At 39.9% G+C, this 20,212-nt stretch carries 16 protein-coding genes, 2 tRNA genes and 1 riboswitch; of the genes, 14 read left to right on the top strand and 4 right to left on the bottom strand.

Features of this window, described 5'->3' with window-relative positions; translation table 11 throughout:
* Nucleotides 1-2 precede the first annotated feature (2 nt).
* Nucleotides 3-1,136, top strand: a complete 1,134-nt coding sequence (gene rlmF, locus BCU68_RS02850; RefSeq protein WP_102563297.1) for a 23S rRNA (adenine(1618)-N(6))-methyltransferase RlmF — start codon at nt 3-5, stop codon at nt 1,134-1,136.
* Nucleotides 1,137-1,253: 117 nt separating this feature from the next.
* Here rlmF and pilW read toward each other — a convergent pair whose 3' ends face one another.
* Both pilW and metA read right to left on the bottom strand, forming a co-directional pair.
* Nucleotides 1,254-1,931: a type IV pilus biogenesis/stability protein PilW gene (pilW, locus tag BCU68_RS02845; RefSeq protein ID WP_157935156.1), complete on the bottom strand. Its 678-nt coding sequence runs from the start codon at nt 1,929-1,931 to the stop codon at nt 1,254-1,256.
* A gap of 160 nt (nt 1,932-2,091) precedes the next feature.
* Nucleotides 2,092-3,033 carry a homoserine O-succinyltransferase gene (gene metA, locus BCU68_RS02840; protein ID WP_102563295.1) on the bottom strand — a complete coding sequence of 314 codons (942 nt, stop codon included), beginning with the start codon at nt 3,031-3,033 and terminating at the stop codon, nt 2,092-2,094.
* Nucleotides 3,034-3,328: 295 nt separating this feature from the next.
* Between metA and BCU68_RS02835 the strand changes: the two genes are divergently transcribed.
* Both BCU68_RS02835 and BCU68_RS02830 read left to right on the top strand, forming a co-directional pair.
* Nucleotides 3,329-5,059 carry a response regulator gene (locus BCU68_RS02835; RefSeq protein WP_241901254.1) on the top strand — a complete coding sequence of 577 codons (1,731 nt, stop codon included), beginning with the start codon at nt 3,329-3,331 and terminating at the stop codon, nt 5,057-5,059.
* A gap of 74 nt (nt 5,060-5,133) precedes the next feature.
* Nucleotides 5,134-5,517 carry an ATP-binding protein gene (locus tag BCU68_RS02830; RefSeq protein ID WP_102563294.1) on the top strand — a complete coding sequence of 128 codons (384 nt, stop codon included), beginning with the start codon at nt 5,134-5,136 and terminating at the stop codon, nt 5,515-5,517.
* A 126-nt stretch (nt 5,518-5,643) separates the two neighbouring features.
* Here the strand turns inward: BCU68_RS02830 and BCU68_RS02825 are convergent, their stop codons facing one another.
* Entirely contained in the window at nt 5,644-6,750 is a 1,107-nt protein-coding gene (locus tag BCU68_RS02825; RefSeq protein ID WP_102563293.1) for a M20/M25/M40 family metallo-hydrolase, read from the bottom strand.
* Between the two features lie 311 nt (nt 6,751-7,061).
* On the opposite strand from BCU68_RS02825, the gene BCU68_RS02820 reads away from it, so the two are divergent.
* From BCU68_RS02820 to BCU68_RS02780, 9 genes are all read left to right on the top strand, one after another.
* Nucleotides 7,062-7,721, top strand: a complete 660-nt coding sequence (locus BCU68_RS02820) for a DUF2726 domain-containing protein (protein WP_102563292.1) — start codon at nt 7,062-7,064, stop codon at nt 7,719-7,721.
* Between the two features lie 64 nt (nt 7,722-7,785).
* Nucleotides 7,786-12,489: a DUF3320 domain-containing protein gene (locus BCU68_RS02815; RefSeq protein WP_102563291.1), complete on the top strand. Its 4,704-nt coding sequence runs from the start codon at nt 7,786-7,788 to the stop codon at nt 12,487-12,489.
* Between the two features lie 258 nt (nt 12,490-12,747).
* The gene (locus BCU68_RS02810; protein ID WP_102563290.1) at nt 12,748-13,515 is read left to right on the top strand and encodes a DUF3450 domain-containing protein; all 768 of its coding nucleotides are present in this window, start codon (nt 12,748-12,750) and stop codon (nt 13,513-13,515) included.
* A gap of 14 nt (nt 13,516-13,529) precedes the next feature.
* The gene (locus tag BCU68_RS02805) at nt 13,530-14,915 is read left to right on the top strand and encodes a MotA/TolQ/ExbB proton channel family protein (protein WP_102563289.1); all 1,386 of its coding nucleotides are present in this window, start codon (nt 13,530-13,532) and stop codon (nt 14,913-14,915) included.
* On the top strand, nt 14,916-15,449 hold the full coding sequence (locus tag BCU68_RS02800; protein ID WP_102563288.1) for a MotA/TolQ/ExbB proton channel family protein: 534 nt from the start codon (nt 14,916-14,918) through the stop codon (nt 15,447-15,449).
* Nucleotides 15,446-15,850, top strand: a complete 405-nt coding sequence (locus BCU68_RS02795; RefSeq protein ID WP_102563287.1) for a biopolymer transporter ExbD — start codon at nt 15,446-15,448, stop codon at nt 15,848-15,850. The genes BCU68_RS02800 and BCU68_RS02795 overlap by 4 nt, the downstream gene beginning before the upstream one ends.
* Complete coding sequence (locus BCU68_RS02790; RefSeq protein ID WP_102563286.1) at nt 15,850-16,470, top strand: energy transducer TonB; 621 nt, start codon at nt 15,850-15,852, stop codon at nt 16,468-16,470. Before BCU68_RS02795 ends, BCU68_RS02790 begins: the two co-directional genes overlap by 1 nt.
* The gene (locus tag BCU68_RS02785) at nt 16,467-17,645 is read left to right on the top strand and encodes a hypothetical protein (protein WP_102563285.1); all 1,179 of its coding nucleotides are present in this window, start codon (nt 16,467-16,469) and stop codon (nt 17,643-17,645) included. Before BCU68_RS02790 ends, BCU68_RS02785 begins: the two co-directional genes overlap by 4 nt.
* Nucleotides 17,646-17,655: 10 nt before the next feature.
* Nucleotides 17,656-18,078: a DUF3859 domain-containing protein gene (locus BCU68_RS02780; protein ID WP_102563284.1), complete on the top strand. Its 423-nt coding sequence runs from the start codon at nt 17,656-17,658 to the stop codon at nt 18,076-18,078.
* 144 nt (nt 18,079-18,222) lie between these two features.
* Here the strand turns inward: BCU68_RS02780 and BCU68_RS02775 are convergent, their stop codons facing one another.
* The gene (locus BCU68_RS02775; protein WP_102563283.1) at nt 18,223-19,593 is read right to left on the bottom strand and encodes an NCS2 family permease; all 1,371 of its coding nucleotides are present in this window, start codon (nt 19,591-19,593) and stop codon (nt 18,223-18,225) included.
* A gap of 106 nt (nt 19,594-19,699) precedes the next feature.
* A riboswitch (purine riboswitch) is annotated at nt 19,700-19,799 on the bottom strand.
* A gap of 214 nt (nt 19,800-20,013) precedes the next feature.
* Between BCU68_RS02775 and BCU68_RS02770 the strand changes: the two genes are divergently transcribed.
* Together BCU68_RS02770 and BCU68_RS02765 are read left to right on the top strand one after the other, a co-directional pair.
* Nucleotides 20,014-20,090: transfer RNA gene (locus tag BCU68_RS02770), tRNA-Val, on the top strand.
* A gap of 45 nt (nt 20,091-20,135) precedes the next feature.
* Nucleotides 20,136-20,212: transfer RNA gene (locus tag BCU68_RS02765), tRNA-Val, on the top strand.

Below are 20,212 nucleotides of genomic sequence, written 5' to 3'. Positions count from 1 at the left end.
TCATGAGCCAAGTCGACAAAAAATCAAAGTTGGGCCTAAAACCAGGCACAAGTGCACCAAAAAAAAATATAAATCACAAGAAGAAATCAGATTCAAAAGTACAAGGTGGAGGTAAGCCTCACTTTGCTCACAAAGGGCCATTTAAAAAGAAAATTAAAACAGCACCAAAGTTAGGTTTGCATCCAAGAAACCAGCACCATGGACGCTATGACTTTCCTGCATTGATTAAAGCACTGCCTGAGTTAGCTTCTCATGTAATTGTGAATCCATATGGTGATGAAAGTGTAAACTTTTCTAATCCAGAGTCGGTTAAGTTGCTCAATAAAGCACTATTAATGCACCATTATAACCTTATTCACTGGGATATCCCTCAGGGTTATTTATGTCCACCAATTCCTGGTCGTGCAGATTATATTCACCGCGCTGCTGATATCTTAAATGCTGAATGTAAAGATGGCGAGTTCCCACACCGCTACGTTCGAGCATTAGACATTGGTATGGGCGCGAACTGCATCTACCCAATTATTGGGGCAAAAGAGTACAGTTGGAAGTTTGTTGGTAGTGATATTGACCCGATTTCAGTGAAGAATGCGAGCTTTATTGTTTCAGCTAACCCTAAACTTAAAGGTCGTGTGAGCTGTCGTTTGCAAAAAGATTCGAATTCATTTTTCTCTGGCATTATTAAGAAGAATGAAAACTACGATATTACTTTCTGTAACCCTCCTTTCCATAAGTCAGCTGAAGAAGCGAATGAGGGTTCTCAGCGTAAAATCGATAACTTAAATGAGAATAAAAAGAAACGTGGCACATTTGTTCCTAGTGCACGTAAAGGCAAAGAGCCAGCAGTATTGAACTTCGGTGGTCAGCATAATGAACTTTGGTGTCCAGGTGGCGAGGCTGAGTTCATTCGTAATATGATTGAAGATAGTACTAAATTTGCTGGTCAAGTTTTATGGTTTACCACATTAGTCTCTAAGCAAGAGCATGTGACAGAGCTAGAGCCTTTACTATATCAACAAGGTGCACAAGCGATTAAAATTGTTCACATGCAACAAGGGCAGAAAAGTAGCCGCTTTATTGCATGGACCTTCTTAGATAAAGAGCAGCGTCAAGAATGGTTAGAGTCAATGCATTAATCGCTCGTTTCTAAAGCGATGAGAAAAGAGAAGGGTGCGTATTAGATACGCGCCTTTTTTTATAATTAAACATTGTCGGTCTTAATCCCGCACGTATTTAATTTCTTAGCTACTTAGCTATTTAATCAGCGGAGTCATATTTTGTTGCTCAATCTGCATCATTAAAGCAATAGAAGCGGGGGTGGGTTGATGATGTTGATGCAGTTCAGAAACCCTTAACTTGGCTTGATTTAGATTGTTCCTTTTTATATCAAGATCAATAAGCTGTAATGTGGATTGTAGCCGTTGTGGTTCGTGATTTAGCGCATGTTGAAAATAGCGATAAGCTTGGTCAGGTTTATTATCTTTCAATGCGCATAAGCCAGCATTTTCATAACTATTCGCACTTAAGTAGTAACCCTCTTGTTTCGTTGCCATAATTAAATAGTGGTCAGCTTGTTGGTAGTCATGCTGCTTGCAGAGAAACGTCCCATAGTTATTTAATACATAACCATTATTGCTATTGGATTTCAGAGCATGCTTGTAAGCTTTTTGAGCCAAAGTAGGTTCATTGACTCGCTCATAGTAATAAGCCAGTGAGAGTTGTGCTTTATAATAGTTTGGAGCGTGACTCAGTGCGCGATCAATATTCGCTTTTGCCTGTGTCATTTTCTGAGCTTCGATATAACTTAGCGCAAGTGCTAGCCGAGCTTCTGACATGGCAATAGGATCACTTTGTGCTGGTTTTTGTTGATCGCTAACCGTGACACAGCCTGTTAAGAGTAACAAAGCACAGCAAGCTATTAGTAATTGCAATATTCGTACCTCATAGTAATGGTAATGATTAGCAATACTGGTTAACGCTGAGCTTAATGTGTAGTTTTATGGTTAGAAATTGTGACGTGTTTATTGAATTTAACAATCAGCAACGAGCGTTAATATAACACTCGCTGCCGTTGTAATGCTTCAGTACGACTTAGTCATCTTTTGTAAAGTGCTCTTCGCTAAAGTGCTCAAGATCATAAGGCGTTTGTTGGTATACGCAGTAGTTGAGCCAATTAGCAAATAATAGGTGACCATGACTGCGCCAGCTCGCAATAGGCTTATTGTCAGGGTTATTATTTGGGTAATAGTTAATTGGGATCACCGGATCCATACCTTCTCCGAGATCTCTGATGTATTCATTATGTAGAGTGAAAGCATCATACTCTGGGTGACCAGTGACAAAGACATTACGTTTATCCTTCGTGGCTGCAAGGTATACGCCTGCTGTTTCTGATGTCGCTAAGATATCTAAATCGGTGCTCTCAGCTAAGTACTCTGGTGAGAAATCAGCATAGCGTGACTGGGGCGCTAAAAAGCTGTCATCAAAGCCGCGTAGCAGTGGGTGATATGGCTGATGGATGTCATGACGATAGACACCGGAGAGTTTTTCTTTTCTGGTTCGTTTTGGCAAATCATAAAGTAACTTTAAGCCAGCTTGTGCTGCCCAACAGATGAATAGAGTTGAAGTCACATGCTCTTTTGCCCAGTTCATAATGCGCTCTAAATGCTCCCAATAAAGTACATCTTCAAACTGAACTAATCCAAGTGGTGCGCCAGTGATGATTAGGCCATCAAAGTTACGATCCTGTACCATCTCAAATTGACGATAAAAGTTATTTAGATGCTCTGTAGGCGTATTTTTACTTGGACGGTTATCAATTCTAAGTAACTCGACATCAACTTGTAGCGGGCTATTTGACAGTAAACGTAGAAATTGGGTTTCCGTTTCAATTTTCTTAGGCATCAGGTTTAAGATCAGAACACGTAATGGACGGATCTCTTGAGTCGATGCTCGTGACTCAGGCATGATGAAAATATTCTCTTCGCGCAGAATATCAGAAGCAGGTAATTGATCTGGAATACGAATCGGCACAGCTTTCTCCCTAAGCTTTATAGACGTCTATACATCCAAAGTTAACGTAAAAGATATTATTTGTCGATAAAGAATATGAACTTAACATGTAAAAATCCGATTAGATATCGGTTTTCTAGGCGAGATTAGCAATATCAATTCATTTTCATTCTCAATACTGTCTTAAAAATGATAATACTTACAATTAGTGTGATTGATTAATGAAGTTAAATGTAAAAAGTGTTAATGGAATGGTGGTGTAACATGATATGCTTTATTGTGCATATTGGGTGGTGGTAATTTCAAGGAAGAGGTTATGTTGGTAGCAGAAAACGAAAAAATGTCAGCTTTGATCGTGGATGACTCACCGATTATTCTTTCTAACATAAGACGCATGCTGCTGACGACGGGCTTCAGTGATAAGAATATCTTCCATGCAAAAGACCCAAAGGCAGCGATTTGGCATTGTCGAAAGATAAAATTTGATGTCGTGGTATGTGATTATAATTTTTGCACTCGTTTAAATGGTAAGCAGGTATTTGAAGAACTCAGACACTATCAATTAATCAATCCACAGAGTGTTTTTGTTATGATTACCGGGGAGTCTTCATGTAAAATTGTTCGTTCAATAATCGAATTATCACCAGATGAGTATTTGCTGAAACCATTTAATACGCAATTTTTTACTCAGAAGGTTAATCGGGCATTGAAGCGTAAAAAAGCACTTTATCAACTTTACCAAGCAAAAAAGAATAAAAATTATCAACAAGGCTTAGAAGTCTGTGATGAATTGATGCTTAAATACCCACAGTACCATGGGCTTATTCAAAAGTTTCAAGGTGAATTTTACTCTTTACTTAATATGTTTAATGCAGCTAAAGACTTATATGATTCAATTATAGCGGTTAAAGACGTAGAGTGGGCAAATGCAGGTTTAGCGGATTCATTAATTGAATTAGGAGAACTTTCTAGAGCTGAATCTATAGTGAGTAAAATGTTAGATAAAGCACCAAACTCATTAATTGGCTTATCATTAAATGCGAAGTACGATATTTTTAATGATAATGTGCCGAGTGCAATTAAGCACTTTACTCTTCTTTCAGAGCTTGCACCAGGCAATCCAGAGCGAGAGTTAGTTATTGCAAACTTGTGTTTATCTCAGGCTGACTTCCGTAATGCAGCATCTAGATTCATGGTCTATTATGAATTAAATATCGATACTTATCGTGATAGTTTAGAAAGCAGGTATAATTATATACGATGTATTCTTTTTATATATGATTCAATCGATAGTTATAACGCACATTCAAATGATGACTCCATCTTCGAAAGTCCAGAAAAATTAAAGCAAGAAGCACTTAATGAGTTTCGCAATCTATCGCTACTCAATCAGAAAAAGTTGGTTGTAGGAGAGGGTGCGTTAGGTATAGAAGCGCAACTTAATGATTATAGTATAGATAAAGAGCTATTAGCCTGTCATTTTTCTATTATTGGCGGTCGATTATCCGAAGCGGTAACTATTTTAAAACACCTTTATTGTAATAATTTAGTTGAGGGGTTTTATAATAATTACCACTATAACTATCTACTTTCATTATTGTCATTTAATAAAGAGTTTAATGACAGTGTCTCAACTTCTAAGGATTTAATGAAAAATGAAGATAAAGAGATTAGTCCGATGTTATTAAAATCTCAATTAGAAATGGTTAATGCTTTAAATTCAACGCATCAAAATAAAATCAATATTATTAATAATAAGTACGATGATATTCAAGTGGCGGTAAATAATAGTGATGCTACCAAAGTATTGGATGTGTTATTAGAAATAAAAGAAATAAATAATTATATTCGTGAAAACAATATGACAATATTAAAGTACTTGACCATATCTTGGCCGACAGATTACCACCGGCGTAATGTGCGTGATCTTGCACAAGATAGTTATCACATATGTAAGGAACTCTATTCTCCTAAAGAGATGCAGGAATATCACATAGAATCTAACTATCAAATAACGGAAAAGAAATCAGCACCTCATATTGCTTAATGATAATCTCTTCTTTCTACACTTTTGTTTTTAAATTATGCTATAGAAGTTAAAACACATAAATTGAGAGAAGAATGGCCTTAGTGTTAACCTTAATTCGTGGTTTACCTGGTTCGGGTAAGTCAACGCTTGCAAAGAGTTTATGCGATAGTGACAGTGTGCATTTAGAAGCGGATATGTATTTTGTAAATAAACAAGGTGAATATTGCTTTGATGCGTTGCAATTGCCTCAAGCTCATCAATGGTGTCAAACACAAAGCGCTTATTATTTGTCTGTTGGGAAAAATGTCATTGTTAGTAATACATTTATTCAGCATTGGGAAATGAAAGCGTATCGCCATATTGCCAAAAAACATAAAGCTCAGTTAGAGATTAAAGTGTGTCGCGAGAACTATGGCACTATTCATGATATTGAGCCGAAGACACTGGCAAAAATGGCACGTAACTGGCAAGAATAGAAACACGAGTGAGTCAATAATCGTATCAAATTGAGAGGCTCTAACAATAAAGCCCCTAACCATTCTCCTATTATAGAGATGAGCTAGGGGCTTTCATATCAGCTGAAATTTTGCTTACTTAACGAATTATTTAGTTAGGTAAGTTGTCAAAAACTCAGTGATTTTAACCATATCGTCAATAGCAATGTACTCTTCAGTCGTATGTACTTTAGCCATACCTGTAGAAAGGTTTAAAGTTACTAGACCTTTTGCATTGAAGTTATTCGCGTCGCTACCGCCACCCGTTGCCTGTGTATTTGGTGTGATACCATTTGCTTCGAATGCAGCTTTAACATCAACGATGTGCTGATGATCTTCTGCAATAACAAAAGCATCGTATGAACGGCTAGATTCAATTTCAATCTCAGCGCCAAACTTAGCAGCAGAAGCTTTAAATGTTGATACCATATGCTCAACTTGAGCAGATAGTTTGTCATCATTTAAAGAACGAGCTTCAGCAACGATTTTTAGCTCAGGCATTACGATGTTTGTCGCCTGACCACCTTCAACAATACCAATGTTTGCTGTTGTTTCTTCATCAATGCGCAGTAAGTTCATTTGTGAAATCGCATCAGAAGCAACCATGATAGCACTGATGCCTTCTTCTGGTGCTAGACCAGCATGTGCAGGGCGACCTTTGATATCCACAACAATTTTTTGCTGACCAGGTGCAACGTTGATGATAGTGCCCATTGGACCGCCGCTATCTAATACGATCGCGCGATCAGATTGTACCATTGACATGTCAAAGTACTCTGAACCAAATAGACCACCTTCTTCAAAAACAGTGAAAGCAATTTCGATGGTTTTATGATCTAGGTTTTCAGCTTGAATACAGCGAACCGCTTCTAAAATAGCAGCAATACCAGATTTATCATCGCCGCCTAAGATTGTGTCGCCTTTAGAGCGAATGATGCCATCTTCAATGATTGGTTCAATACCAATACCTGGCGTTACAGTATCCATGTGGCAGCTTAAGACGATGCTGTCATCAATTTTGCCAGGTAAACGAGCATAAACATTAAAACCATTTGATAGGTCAGAAGGTACAGGAAGCTTGTGAACTTCAAAACCAAGCGCGCCTAGTTGCTCAGCTAATGCTTCAGCGATCAGTTTTTCATCGCCAGATTCGCTATCGATTTTTACTAGTTGAATAAAGTTTTCAACTAAACGATCGGTATTTACATTTATCATTATGCAGTCTCATCGTTATTGAGGTCTTCTTACGGTCACTAAAAGTGAACACTGACACTCATATTTTGGAACAGTGAGGTCACTCTACACATAATTAGTATGACAAATGCCTGCGTCAAATCAATAAAACTGACAGTATGACGCTTTTTTATACGTAAATGTTTTTTCTGTTTAGTGCTGAAAAATGGAGAGTGAGTTAGAGCTAATGGCTGAGAAGTGACGGCTATCGTGGTTTAGTACTTGCGTCTATTAACGTAACCTCATACGCTTAAAGTTCTTTTTGTTTTTTATCATGAAGTTTATATCTTTATATGACCAATATATTTATCGTTTTAGCGGCATTAGTCGTGTTCTTTTTTGTGATCCAAAAATACTTGCTGAAATCTGACGAAACACAAACCTATCACTATAAGAAAAAAGTGGCAGTATTAACCAATAGTGAAACGGCTTTTTACAATGCTTTAAAAGAAGCGGTCGGGCAGTATGCCGTCGTTTGCCCGAAAGTGAATATGTCTTCAGTGCTTGTTCCTGTAAAAACAAAGAGAAAAAAAGACTTATTTATAGCGACAAATAAAATCTCACGTAGCTTTTTTGATTTTGTGGTGTGCGACCCACGAACAATGGAAGTGCGCGTCATTATTGAATTAGATAATGGGCATGCGTTAAATAAAGGCAAAGTAGAACGTGAAAAGCTACTCATACATGTGTGTAAATCAGCCAATATTCCGCTCATTGGTGCATCGGTTAAACACAGCTATCAAGTGAGTCGCCTCCGACGCTTATTGGCTGCACATATTGATCTGATTGAGCCTGAAAAAGAGATCCGATTTTGTAAGAAATGTCATAGCCCTATGATAATTAGGATCGCTAATCAAGGTGAGTTTAAAGGTCGCCGATTCTTTACTTGCAGCCGCCAGCCTAATTGCACTTATACAGAAAATTACAATGTCGTTTTTGATAGCGATAGTTAACGGATAGGCTGTTTGTTACATCCACTTATTATTCCAACAGGTATCAACGTTAGGCTTTAAAGATATGAACTCAAACCTGAAACCACTTTTTGATAACAGTCGTCAAGAGCTCTTAGATATGGGACTGCGCGGTAATACTTTATTGAGTTTGCCTAATCGTGGAGCCAAAATTCTAGATATTGTCGATGAGAAGAGTGAACAAGTATTCGACTTATTGGTTGAGCAGTCGCGAACGATGTCTTTTCTTGCCGCCCCTAGTGCGCTTGAAAATGAATCTGATCGCTCTGTATCACTTGAGGAACTTACAGAGTATCTAGAAGAGGAAAGCGGTCATAAGCGACATAATGATAACGCAATGCAGACCTCATTGTTTAAAAAGACGCTCGATACTCGCTTGCTAAAACTAAGCTCTGAAGCGGTAACCTTTGTTCAAGAGCAAGGTGTTGATTTACTGTATTTAGCCACGGGTTTTTTAAAGTGGTATGAGGATATTAATTCCGACAGACCTCGCTATGCACCACTGATACTGATCCCTGTGGAAATTTATCGTGCAGGTGCAGGAGATTCTTATAAAGTTCGTTATACGCAAGCGGAATTAGGCACCAACTTAACTTTGGCTGCAAAGTTAAAAATGGAATTTGATATCGTATTACCAGAGCTTGACGAGACAGAAAATGGCTACGATATTGTTAGCTATTTCTCAAAGGTCACGCAAGCGATCTCAGCAGAGAAACAGTGGACGGTAGAGCAAGATAAGATCGCACTTAGCTTCTTTTCATTTGGTAAGTTTCAAATGTATCAGGACTTATCTAACGAAGCGTGGCCAGAGGGTCAGAAACCTTTTCAAAATAGCTTAGTTAAAAAGTTATTTACTGATGGTTTTGAGGGGGATGCCAAATTACTTGATTCTTCACCTATGGATGTTAATAAAGCCGAGCAAGTTCACCTTGTACTTGATTCGGATTCTAGTCAAACCGAAGCGGTATTAGCAGCTAGAACAGGGGCTAATCTAGTCATCCAAGGTCCTCCAGGTACGGGTAAATCGCAGACCATTACCAATATCATCTCGCAAGCATTGGCTGATAATAAGAAAATCTTGTTCGTTGCTGAGAAAATGGCAGCACTCGATGTGGTAAAACGTCGATTAGATAACTGCAATATTGGTGACTCAGTTCTTGAATTGCACTCGCATAAAGCCAACAAAAAAGCCGTACTATCTTCTTTAGAAAGCAGTTTGTTGCAGCATGCGCCAGTATCACCCGCGCGCAGTGAAGACATTAAGCGCTTGGTATCATTACGTAATAGGTTGGATGACTACTGCGCGACGGTAAATGAGCCCATAGAGAACACAGGTTTTAGCTATCATACGGCGCTTGGCTATTCATTACAGCTTGAACAAATTATTGCCAATAGTGATGTTGAACTTGAGTCATTCCCCAAAACAGATTTTTATTTATCAACCTGGAGTCAACAGTACTACACTGCGGCATTGGCAAAAGTGTCTGAGCTGGTTGATTATCTCGATGAACATAAAGCGCCAAGTGACAATATATTCTCTTCTACGACGTTACAGGATTACGCTCCAAGTTTTGATCAGCAAGCTAGAAAAATGATCGAACAGCTTGTATTCGTTCAACAAGATATAGCAGCACAGGTTATACAATTACACAAACAAGTTGGCTGTGAAACTCAGTTAATTCGTTATATTGATTGTATTGATGCTTTGAAAGCGCTGAAGTTCATTGCCGATAGACCTGATTTTAGCAATATTGGTTTAGATAAAGAGGTGTGGGAGCATCAAGGCAGCCATATTCTTGATTTTGCACAACAAGGTATCGCACTACAAGAACAAAAAGCGACGTTGTCACAGCACTTTATGGATGCAGGGCTTGATTATGATTGGTTGTCAATTCGCGGCATCTTAATAAATAGTGGTCAGAAATGGTGGCGATTTTTATCAAGTGATTATCGCCAGTCGAAAAAGCGCTTGGCAGGTATGTGTCGAAATGGATTAACCGGCTCAGTCAATGATTGGATCGGGCAAATCGATGCGGTTATCGCTTATCAATCGACCCAGAAAAGGTTTATCGATTCTGCTCAGTTGCTCATCCAGATCATAGGTCATAACTTTAACCATGATAATACCGATTGGAAGGCAATATTTGCCCCACTAGAATGGATAAATCAATGCTATAGCTCACTAAAATCGAGTAAGTTTGATAAAGAATTAGAGCGCTATATCGAGCCAACACTATCCATTGCTTTTATAAAAGAGAGTCTACATTCCATAGAACAAAAGCAGGCAGAAAAGTACCAACTGCTCAATGATATATCAGCATTATTAGCGCTAGATGTAGAACAGTTTCAAAATAGAGTTGATGATCTGGCACTCGATGAAATCGACAATTTGAACGACGCTATCCAGCATGTTTATCCATTAACTCGCTTTAACCGTCTATCGTCGCAGATTAATGAGATTGGCTTGCCTAAGTGGTCAGAGTTAGCATTTTCGTGGCAGCATGATCCTGATATTTTGCGTGACGGATTTAAGTATCGTTTCTTTAATTATTTAGTGAATGAGCAGTATCAAGCTAAAGATAATATTCGCTATTTTGATCGTGTGGAACATGAGAAACAGATAGAGCGATTTACTGCTATTGATGGTCAATTATTTAGCTTCACCCAAGAAACCATCGTTAAACAATTATTCGATAATTTACCAAATCCAGCAGCTCGAGGTGAGGTGGAAACACTGAGGCGTGAATTTAATAAAAAACGCCGTCAGATGCCGATAAGACGCTTATTAAATGTTGCAGGTCGGGCAGCGCAGCAAATTAAGCCGGTTTTCATGATGAGCCCAATGTCAATTGCGACGTACCTAGAGCCAGGCGTGGTGGATTTTGACTTGGTTATTTTTGATGAAGCTTCACAGGTCAAAGTGGCAGATGCTCTAGGTGCCATTCTTCGTGGTAAACAGGTGATAGTGGTTGGTGATACTAAGCAAATGCCACCGACTAACTTTTTTGGCAAACAATTTGTTGCTGATGACGATGATGCACAAGAAAGCATAACGGCAGACATGGAGAGTATATTAGGTCTGTTTTTAGCATCCGGTACACCAGAGCGTATGTTGAAATGGCACTATCGTAGTCGACATGAATCCTTGATAGCAGTATCGAATCAAGAATTTTACGATAATAAACTGATGATTTTTCCTTCTTCGGGCATCAATCCACATGCTAAGGGACTTTGCTTTAACTATTTACCGACAACGACTTATGATCGTGGTGGTTCAAGAAGCAATGTCGGTGAAGCGACTGCCGTTGCCCAAGCGGTTATGCATCATGCGACGACAAATACTACCCATACGCTAGGCGTTGTTGCGTTCAGTACTGCTCAACGAGATGCGATTTTACTTGAAGTTGAACGTTTAAGAAGAGATAACCCACAACTTGAGCACTTTTTTGCAGAGCATGCCGAAGGGGAAGATTTCTTTGTGAAGAACTTAGAAAACGTTCAAGGTGATGAGCGCGATACTATCTTTATTAGTATTGGCTACGGGAAAACACCAGAAGGTCGATTACCGATGAGTTTTGGTCCACTCAATAGTGATGGGGGAGAACGTCGACTCAACGTACTTATTTCTCGTGCCAGAATGTGCATGGAGGTTTTTAGTAACTTTAAAGCCGATGAAATGCCAACAACCGATGCATCACCTTTTGGGGTGCGTTCACTGAAAAACTTTCTCCATTTTGCACAAACGGGCGATCTTGTCCGACAGGAAGAGACAGGAAAAGGTCCGGACTCTCCGTTTGAAGAAGAAGTGATCTCGGTCATTCGTGGTTTAGGTTATCAGGTTCAACCGCAAGTCGGTAGTGCGGGTTTTTATATTGATATAGCGGTAAGAGACCCAAGCAAACCGGGTCGTTATATCTTAGCGGTTGAGTGTGATGGTGCCACTTATCATAGTTCGAAAAGTGCTCGAGATAGAGATCGTATTCGTCAAAGTGTTTTAGAAGGGCTTGGGTGGCGCTTTCATCGTATTTGGAGTACCGATTGGTTTCGTAATCGACATAAAGAGACAGAGCGCCTTGATGATGCGATAAAAGAAACCATTGCATATTATACCGCCTATGATGCTAAGCCTGTTTCAGAGCCAAAGCCTCAAGTGAAAGCAAAAGCTAAAATAGAGCGAGTTGAAGTCGATCATCAAAGCTCTGTGGTGGAATACCAAACCTGTGCATTAAGCCAATTGCGCTTACATGAAGGTATAACGATTCCAGATTTAACGACGCAAGCGTTAGCTACCGATATTGATAAAGTTATTGACGTGGAATCACCAATCCATATTAGGCAGTTAACCATTCGCCTCTTGGCTGCGGTGGGGGCATCACGTACTGGTGCGCGAATTAACCGTGCTATTCAAGAGGCAATTACCCTGCTTCAGAGCAAAGGTAAAGTTGAGTTCGAGAGGGATTTTGTTATATCAAGGATCCAACCGGAAGTTATTGTTCGTAATAGATCTAATCTACCCGCTAACGAGCGACGGTTTGACTTTATCGATGACAGTGAGATAGCTAAAGCTGCGATTGATACTGTGCATGATACCTATTCGATATCGCATGATGATTTAATTAAGACAATTACCGAAGTGCTTGGTTTTTCCGTCACGAGTCAGGCAATGAAAGTACGCGTAGAGGGTATCTTACAAACCGTTGAATCGGAGAATCATATAACAAGGAAAGGGGATACTTATCAGGTTAATTAACATTTAATGTAATCGATAAATTTAAGTGGTGGGGAAGTCAATTCTCCGCCATTTTTTATGGTTATTAGACTATCATTCGGTGTAAGAAATCGTTAAGATATGGGAATGATAATGACTCTCGTTACTGTATGCTAGCAAATATCAATTGAGAGTTGATATCAATTTGAGGGGTTATCAATTTGAGGGGTTATCAATAATTGTATAAAGATTATTAATAACTCTTTTTTTATTCATTATTTAACTATTTGATGTATCAATATGACCTTAAGACAAAAACTCGCACTATTATTGGCTGTTTCCCAAGTGACTGTAGTGCATGCATCGAGTATTGATGCCGCGCAAAAAGTAGCCAATAAAACCAACCAAGCTTCTGCTCAAAGTCAGAAAGTAATCGATAGTAGTGCTGAAAAAACACTAAGGTACAAGGCAGAAATTGAGCAACTGCAAGATGAAGTTGATAACCTTGCCGTATACCGTAACCACCTTTTAGCTCTGGTTGATAACCAAGCACAAGAATTAGCCAGCATTGATGAGCAAATTGAAGAAATTAAGCGTACTCGTCAAGGTGTTGTGCCGTTAATGTATCAAATGATTGCTGGTCTTAAGCAGATCGTTGAAAATGATAAACCAATTCGCTTAACTCAACGTGAGCAACGAGTTGAAAAACTTGAAAATATGATGAGTATTGCGAATATTAGCGATGCTGAAAAATACCGTCGTATTCTTGAAGCCTACCAAATTGAAATGGATTACGGTATTAAACTTGGTATCTATCAAGGTCAAATTAGCTTAACAGAAGCGACGCAAGTTAAAGCCGAAATTATGTATCTTGGTCGAATTTCACTGATTGCACGTAGTTTAGCTGGCAGTAAATACTGGTCTTGGGATGTATCAACTCAGCAGTGGCAAGAGCTTGATAACGCTTACTCTGCCGAATTTGATAAAGCTTATGCTGTGGCGAATAAGCAAGCCGCACCTAGCTTAATTTATCTTCCAATTTCACTTCCTGTTGCCACTAAGCAGTAATCAAGGTAAAGATTATGAATACCCCATCTGTTATCAATAAAGTATGTTTTGCTCTTTTACCTCTTTGTTTACTGATTAATTCTGCTCATGCTAGCCAAGAGTTAGTACAGAAAGCGAAAGTTGAACAGACACAACAAAAAAATCACGATGCTGCGAGAAAGTCAGGCTTTGCGCTAACTGAATCAAGCTATTTAGAGCAAAAGAAATCTCTGGAATCTCAGCGTCGTCAACTTCAAGAAGAAACAGAGAAGTTGGCAAAGCAATTTAGTCAAAATGAACAAAGCTTAGCAAAAAGTGAAGAGCAACTGCGTTTAGATACTGGTAGCCTTGGTGAGTTGTTTGGTGTCGTTCGCCAGTCAGCAAAAGAATTACAAGCGGAACTGAGTCACTCGATTACTAGTATCGATCGCGGCGCGTATGACAGCGTAGTCGATGATATTGTTGATGCTAAAGCGCTTCCATCTATGGCTCAATTAACGGGCTTATGGCAGAGCATGAATGAACAGATCCAAGCAAGCTCGGAGCAAGCAGAAGTCTCGATTCGTTATATTGAAGGTGATGGTATTGCAAATGACGTTTCAGCATACCGTTTAGGCGCTATGGGCTTGGTTGGTGAGCAAGGCTACCTTAACTGGAGCGGGCAGAAAAACGGTGAAGTTAGTTTTGCTGTTGACTACCCAAGACAGCCACAAAATGCACCAACAGTGGACTTGTTAAGCCAATCTACCGACGGTCTTGCTATTTACTCTGTTGATCCTTCTCGCGGTATTATGCTTGACCAATTAGCGTTAACGCCAAGCTTAAAAGATCGACTTCAAGCTGGTGGCGCTGTGGGTAAAGTGATTATGGCGTTGTTGGCTTTCGGCTTAATTATTGCCATTTTCAGAGGCGTTAAATTAGCGATCTCTCATCATCAAATTCAAAAGCAGCTAAAAACACCAGAAACACCAAAGAACAACCCATTAGGACGTGTTTTAGCGGTATACAACCAAGAGCAATCTCGCAGTGTTGAATCTTTAGAGCTGCGTCTTCTTGAAGCCGTTGTTGATGAGCAGCAAGTGCTAGAAAAAGGTTTATCAATGTTAAAACTGCTTGCCGCTCTTGCACCGATGTTAGGTTTGCTAGGGACAGTGACAGGTATGATTGAGACATTCCAAGTGATTACCCAGTTTGGTAACGGTGATCCTAAAGTCATGGCTGGTGGTATCTCAATGGCACTGATCACGACCGTACTTGGTCTCGTTGCTGCTATGCCGTTATTGCTTGCACACAACATCTTAAGTACTCAAGCAGAAAATATCCGTAATATTCTGGAGAAACAAGGCATTGGGTTAGTGGCAACACAAGCTGAAAAAAAAGCCCTGCTAGTGAATGATTCTTCAACGGAAACGGCGGCGTAAATGGATATGCTCTGGCTACAGAATTGGTCATTTGCCCTTGCTGAGTTTATGCAGCAAGGTGGGCAAGTGTTATGGTGGCTTGCTGCTGTTGTTGCTCTGTGCTGGCTATTGGTTATTGAACGTGTGATTTACCTGATGTGGTCTTTTCCTCGTCAGCGTAAAGTCTGGATAGCACAGTGGCATCAACGCGATGATCACCACTCTTGGTATGCTCATGCCATTCGTGACCGTTGGGTGAGCGAAGCACATATTGCGCTGCATCAGTACTTAAACCTCATTAAAGTATTAGTCGCAATTTGCCCTATGTTAGGTCTATTGGGTACGGTAACTGGAATGATTTCAGTGTTTGATGTTATGGCGACACAAGGTAGTAGCCAGCCTCAACTGATGGCATCAGGTATTTCATTAGCGACATTACCGACCATGGCAGGAATGGTGGCAGCATTAGCAGGCATGTTTGTTCATGCTCGATTAGTTAAAGTGTGTTCATTGTCGGCAATGAACCTAGAAAAATCTTTAAGGAGTCAAAAATGAGACTCGGTAGACGCGCAAGTAAAGTAGAAGAAGCACAAGTCGATCTAACCTCAATGCTTGATATCGTTTTTATCATGCTCATCTTTTTTATTGTCACTAGCTCATTTGTTCGTGAGTCTGGAGTTGAGGTTAATCGACCACAAGCTTCCAATGTCGTGAGCCAAAAGGATGCAGGGATCTTTGTTGCCATCACATCGGCGAATGATATCTATATTGATAAGCGTATGGTTGATGTTGAGCGAGTGGAGGCAACGTTAGAGCATTTATTACTAGAGCAACCAGATGCATCATTAGTTATTCAAGCTGATGAGCATGCCTATAATGGTACGGTTGTTAAAGTGATGGATGCAGCGAAAGGTGCTGGTGTACAAAATATTGCTTTGGCTGCGGAGAAGGGCTAATGCTACGTTTATTAGTTGCATTGCCTTTTGCGGCTTTAGTGAGCTTTGGTCTGTTCTCAATCATGGCTCTGATGGTTGATAATGGTCATCAAGGCAAGCCAGAGAGCAGTGAAAATCTACGCTTTGATATTGTTATGGTTGAACAAGAAAGTGCGACACAGCGTCGCCAGCGTAGTGTGCCTGAGCCGCCAGAAGCACCACAACCACCGCCAGAGGCGCAAGCAGCCAACACTCAAACGAGCACAACCCCGCTCAATACAATGACACCGATTTCAGCCTTATCTTTAGATACTGCAATCAATGGTCTATCAATTAATGCACCAACATTTGCTGACGTAGGTTCTAATCAGCAAGCGATGCCTTTGTATCGAGTTGAACCTCGTTACCCAGCACAAGCCTTAAAGCGAGGGGCTGAAGGGTATGTGATTATGTCATTTACTATTGATCCAACCGGTCGCCCAATAGATATTGCAGTTAAAGAAGCGAATCCTAGGCGTTTATTTGAAAGAGAAGCGATAAGAGCACTTAAAAACTGGAAGTATCAGCCTAAAGTGATTGATGGCAAAGCGCTTGATCAGCTAAATCAGACCGTTAGATTGGAGTTTAAATTAGCACAATGATAAAACGTTCACTCTTAATTCTTCTAACAGGGTTGCTCTCGACAACGACATTGGCAGCAGAACTTAGCCAATACACCGCAGTAAGAGTCCAAAAAGCTCACCAATTACAGCAAGAGGATAATATTGCTGGGGCGATAGATTTATTGAGTAAGCTTGAATCAAATCGAGCTTATGATAATGCTTATATTGCTCGTATGCTTGGCGTTTTTTATTGGCAAACAGGTGATATCAAATCAGCGATCAAGCAACTGACTGTTGCGGTAAAAAGTGGCTTATTAAAAGATGATCAAGCATGGCAAACAGAGCGTATGTTAGCCGATGTGCTTTTAACCGATCAGCAGTTTAAGAAAGCCATACCGCACTATTATCAACTGGCTAAATCGATCCCAGAAACCCAGCAAGGCGATGAGTTATGGCTGAGAATTACCCAGTCTCATTACCAAATTCAAGAGTGGCAATCGGTATTGAGTGCTTTAAAGCAATATGACCAGTTTGGAAATCCTGATGAATTACAGCCACTATCGTTGAAAATTGGTGCAGAGCTACAGTTAAAGCAATGGCAAGCAGCAATAAAAACGGTTGAGCGCCTATTGATTTTACAGCCTGAAGAGGTCAACTGGTGGCGTCAATTAGTGAGTTTACAGTTGCAACTCAATCGTACTCATTCAGCACTGGACTCACTGGCTTTGGCTAAACTACAAGGCGTTGAGTTATCCAATCAAGACTTACGTTTACTGGCACAGTTATATGCTCAACGTGGTATACCTGAACGCGCTGCACTCGTTTTAGAAGCGATTGATGGTTCAGAATCTGATATTGATTTAATTGTCGATCAAGCGGCGAATTGGCAAAATGCCAAAGAGTGGTCTAAAGCGACGCAATTATGGCAAAAAGCGGCGAAACAAAAGCCTAAGTATCATTGGCAAGTGGGGCAGTTGTTACTGCAAGAAGGTCACTACCAACAAGCGATTGATGTATTTGATCGAGTGCCAGGCAAAGATAAGCAAGTGGATGTGGCTCTAGCGAAAGTACGTGCTTTTTATAAATTAGAGCAACTTGAGCCTGCGCTAATTGAAGCTAAAAAAGCCAATAACTTAAAAGAGTCTCGTGAGGCAAAAAGTTGGATTAAGTACCTGTCTCAACTTCGCACAATGAACCGTAATAAAGAAGGATAACGAATTTACTATGGCAAAGCGTTCTCCCATTATCGATATGACATCTTATGGCATTTATACAACATGGGATTCAAAATCTAAAGAGTTACCGAAAATACAAGAGTTTACACTTCAAGTTCCTGCAGAGATTGATATTGAGTTTGGCTTTATTATCAATATAAAGAAAGCTAAGGGTGAAAAGGTTAAGTATTGTATTTATCATCCTGATATTACCAACCCTGATGGTGAAGTACTTGAACCATTTGACGGTGAAGAGCACGTTAATAGCAATGATTGGACTTTCTACCTTGGTGATACTATCTGGGCACCAGAAGACAATAAAATCGGTAAGTGGCGTATGACCATTGAGCTACAAGGTCGTGTTGTGGCTGAAAAAACGTTTACTGTTTACGGTAAAGATGAAGCTAACTTCTGGAAGCGTCGTGGTTTCTAATCCGTTTTAATGAGTTATCTTCTGCGACAATTCCTTTGTAGCGCTTGATATAATACCAATCGCCTAAATGTTAAAAAGCCCAAAGTTCAATTACTTTGGGCTTTTTGTTATTCGTATTTACTTATATTGGAACTTGCTATTCGCTTACATCAAGACAAGGTAAGCAATGAAGACAACCGATAAGCCATAAATTAATGGGTGTACTTCTTTACCTTTACCTGCAACTAGCATACTGAACGAGTAGGTAATAAAGCCCATTGCCATACCGTTAGCTGGAGAGAAGCTTAATACGGTAAACATGATCGTAAAGAAGGTCGCAATGCGAGACTCTTTCTTATCCCACTGAATCTGACCTAAACGACCAACCATATAGATACCAACAACAACCATAGCTGGTGCAACAATAGCGGTAGAGAAGACAGAAAATATTGGGTATAGGAATAGAGATAAGAAGAATAGGATAGCGGTCATTACTGCGGCTAAGCCAGTTTTTGCACCTTGAGAAGAGGCAATACCGGATTCAGAGAATGCCGTAATTGATGTTGTCCCTAAAATTGTGCCGATAACAGTACCGCCAGCATCAGCAACAAGTGCAGATTTAGCGTTTGGCACTTTACCATCTTTATCGATAATACCAGCATCTTTACCGACACCAACAATTGTGCTTAAGCCGTCAAAGAAATCGACGATAAAGAAAACCATCACAATGAAGAATAAATCGAACAGCTTTTCAGGGGTAAAACCAGAGAAGTTGAAGATAGCGCCGAAGCTTGGTGCTAGGCTTGGTGGGGTTGAAATTAACGTTTCAGGAATCGGTGCATGAGAGGTGCCGAGGATCATATCTGCACCAAGCGTTAATACCATTGAGGCGACAAAAGAGATAAACGTCGCTAATTTAATATCTCGGATCATACAGGCTAGCGCAACAAAGATACTGATGTAGGCAATCATGACTTGCGGATCAGTAATTTGTCCCATGCTAACAAGGACAATAGGGTTTGAAACAATGATGCCAGCATTCTTTAGTCCAAGAAAAGCGATGAACAAACCTAAAGAAACCGTGATGGCTAACTTAAGATCCTCTGGGATCGCTTCGATCATGGTGCGGCGAATCTTAGTGAGAGAAAAGATTAAATAGATAATCCCAGATAAGAAGATACCAAATAAAGCCTCATGCCATACTAAAGCCATAGAACTGCTAAATAGTAAGCCTTTGAAGAAGCCATTCATACTCATCCCTGGTGCAAGCATGACAGGGTAGTTACCAAACACACCCATAATTAGCGTTGCTATACCAGCAGCTAAAGCGGTTGCAGTGAATATCGCACCGCGATCCATTCCTGGTATATCACCAAGTATCGCTGGGTTGACAGCAAGAATATAACTCATGGCTAAGAAGGTAATAAAACCAGCGTAAAGCTCTGTTCCGATTGTTGATTTGCGCTGGGTTACTTTAAAAATAGATTCAACAATACTTGTTGATTTTGAATTAGCTAGAGCAGTGTCAAGACTCACAATAAAACCTATAGAGTAAATTGGGGGGATAAACGTATGGATCCTTTCCATAGTTACACTAATTTACTGAACGTATCTATTCGAATAATAAATAGGCTTTCTAAATGAATCAGAAATGATGGACTGTAGTCACAAAATTAGGTTTTGTGGTAGAGACGTTCGGACCAAATCACCGAATATATACAGCTCAATAAATATAGGCAGTGATTGTAAACGATTGCGTAAGGTTTTCAATCACTATTCGCATATTGTTTTAGAACTTTTATTTTGTTTAAATTTAGTAACTTAGGGTTATTTAGTAGACAAAGTGGTTGTTTTTTGTAACTTCTGACTACAAAAGCAACAAACGAGCGCAAATCATTAATATTCTACTTGCACAGAGCGGTGAGTCTCGTTACTATTATTGCGTTGACAAGATGTGCCCGCTTAGCTCAGTTGGTTAGAGTACTTGCATGACATGCAAGGTGTCACTGGTTCGAGTCCAGTAGCGGGCACCATATTCTCCCTTAATTGGGATCGTTTTTATCTTGTTATTATCATCAGCCCGCTTAGCTCAGTTGGTTAGAGTACTTGCATGACATGCAAGGTGTCACTGGTTCGAGTCCAGTAGCGGGCACCA

The organism is Vibrio sp. 10N.286.49.B3 (assembly GCF_002873395.1).
Lineage (GTDB): Bacteria > Pseudomonadota > Gammaproteobacteria > Enterobacterales > Vibrionaceae > Vibrio.
The sequence above is the reverse complement of the archived record's forward strand: the minus strand, read 5'-3'. Positions and strand labels throughout refer to the sequence as shown.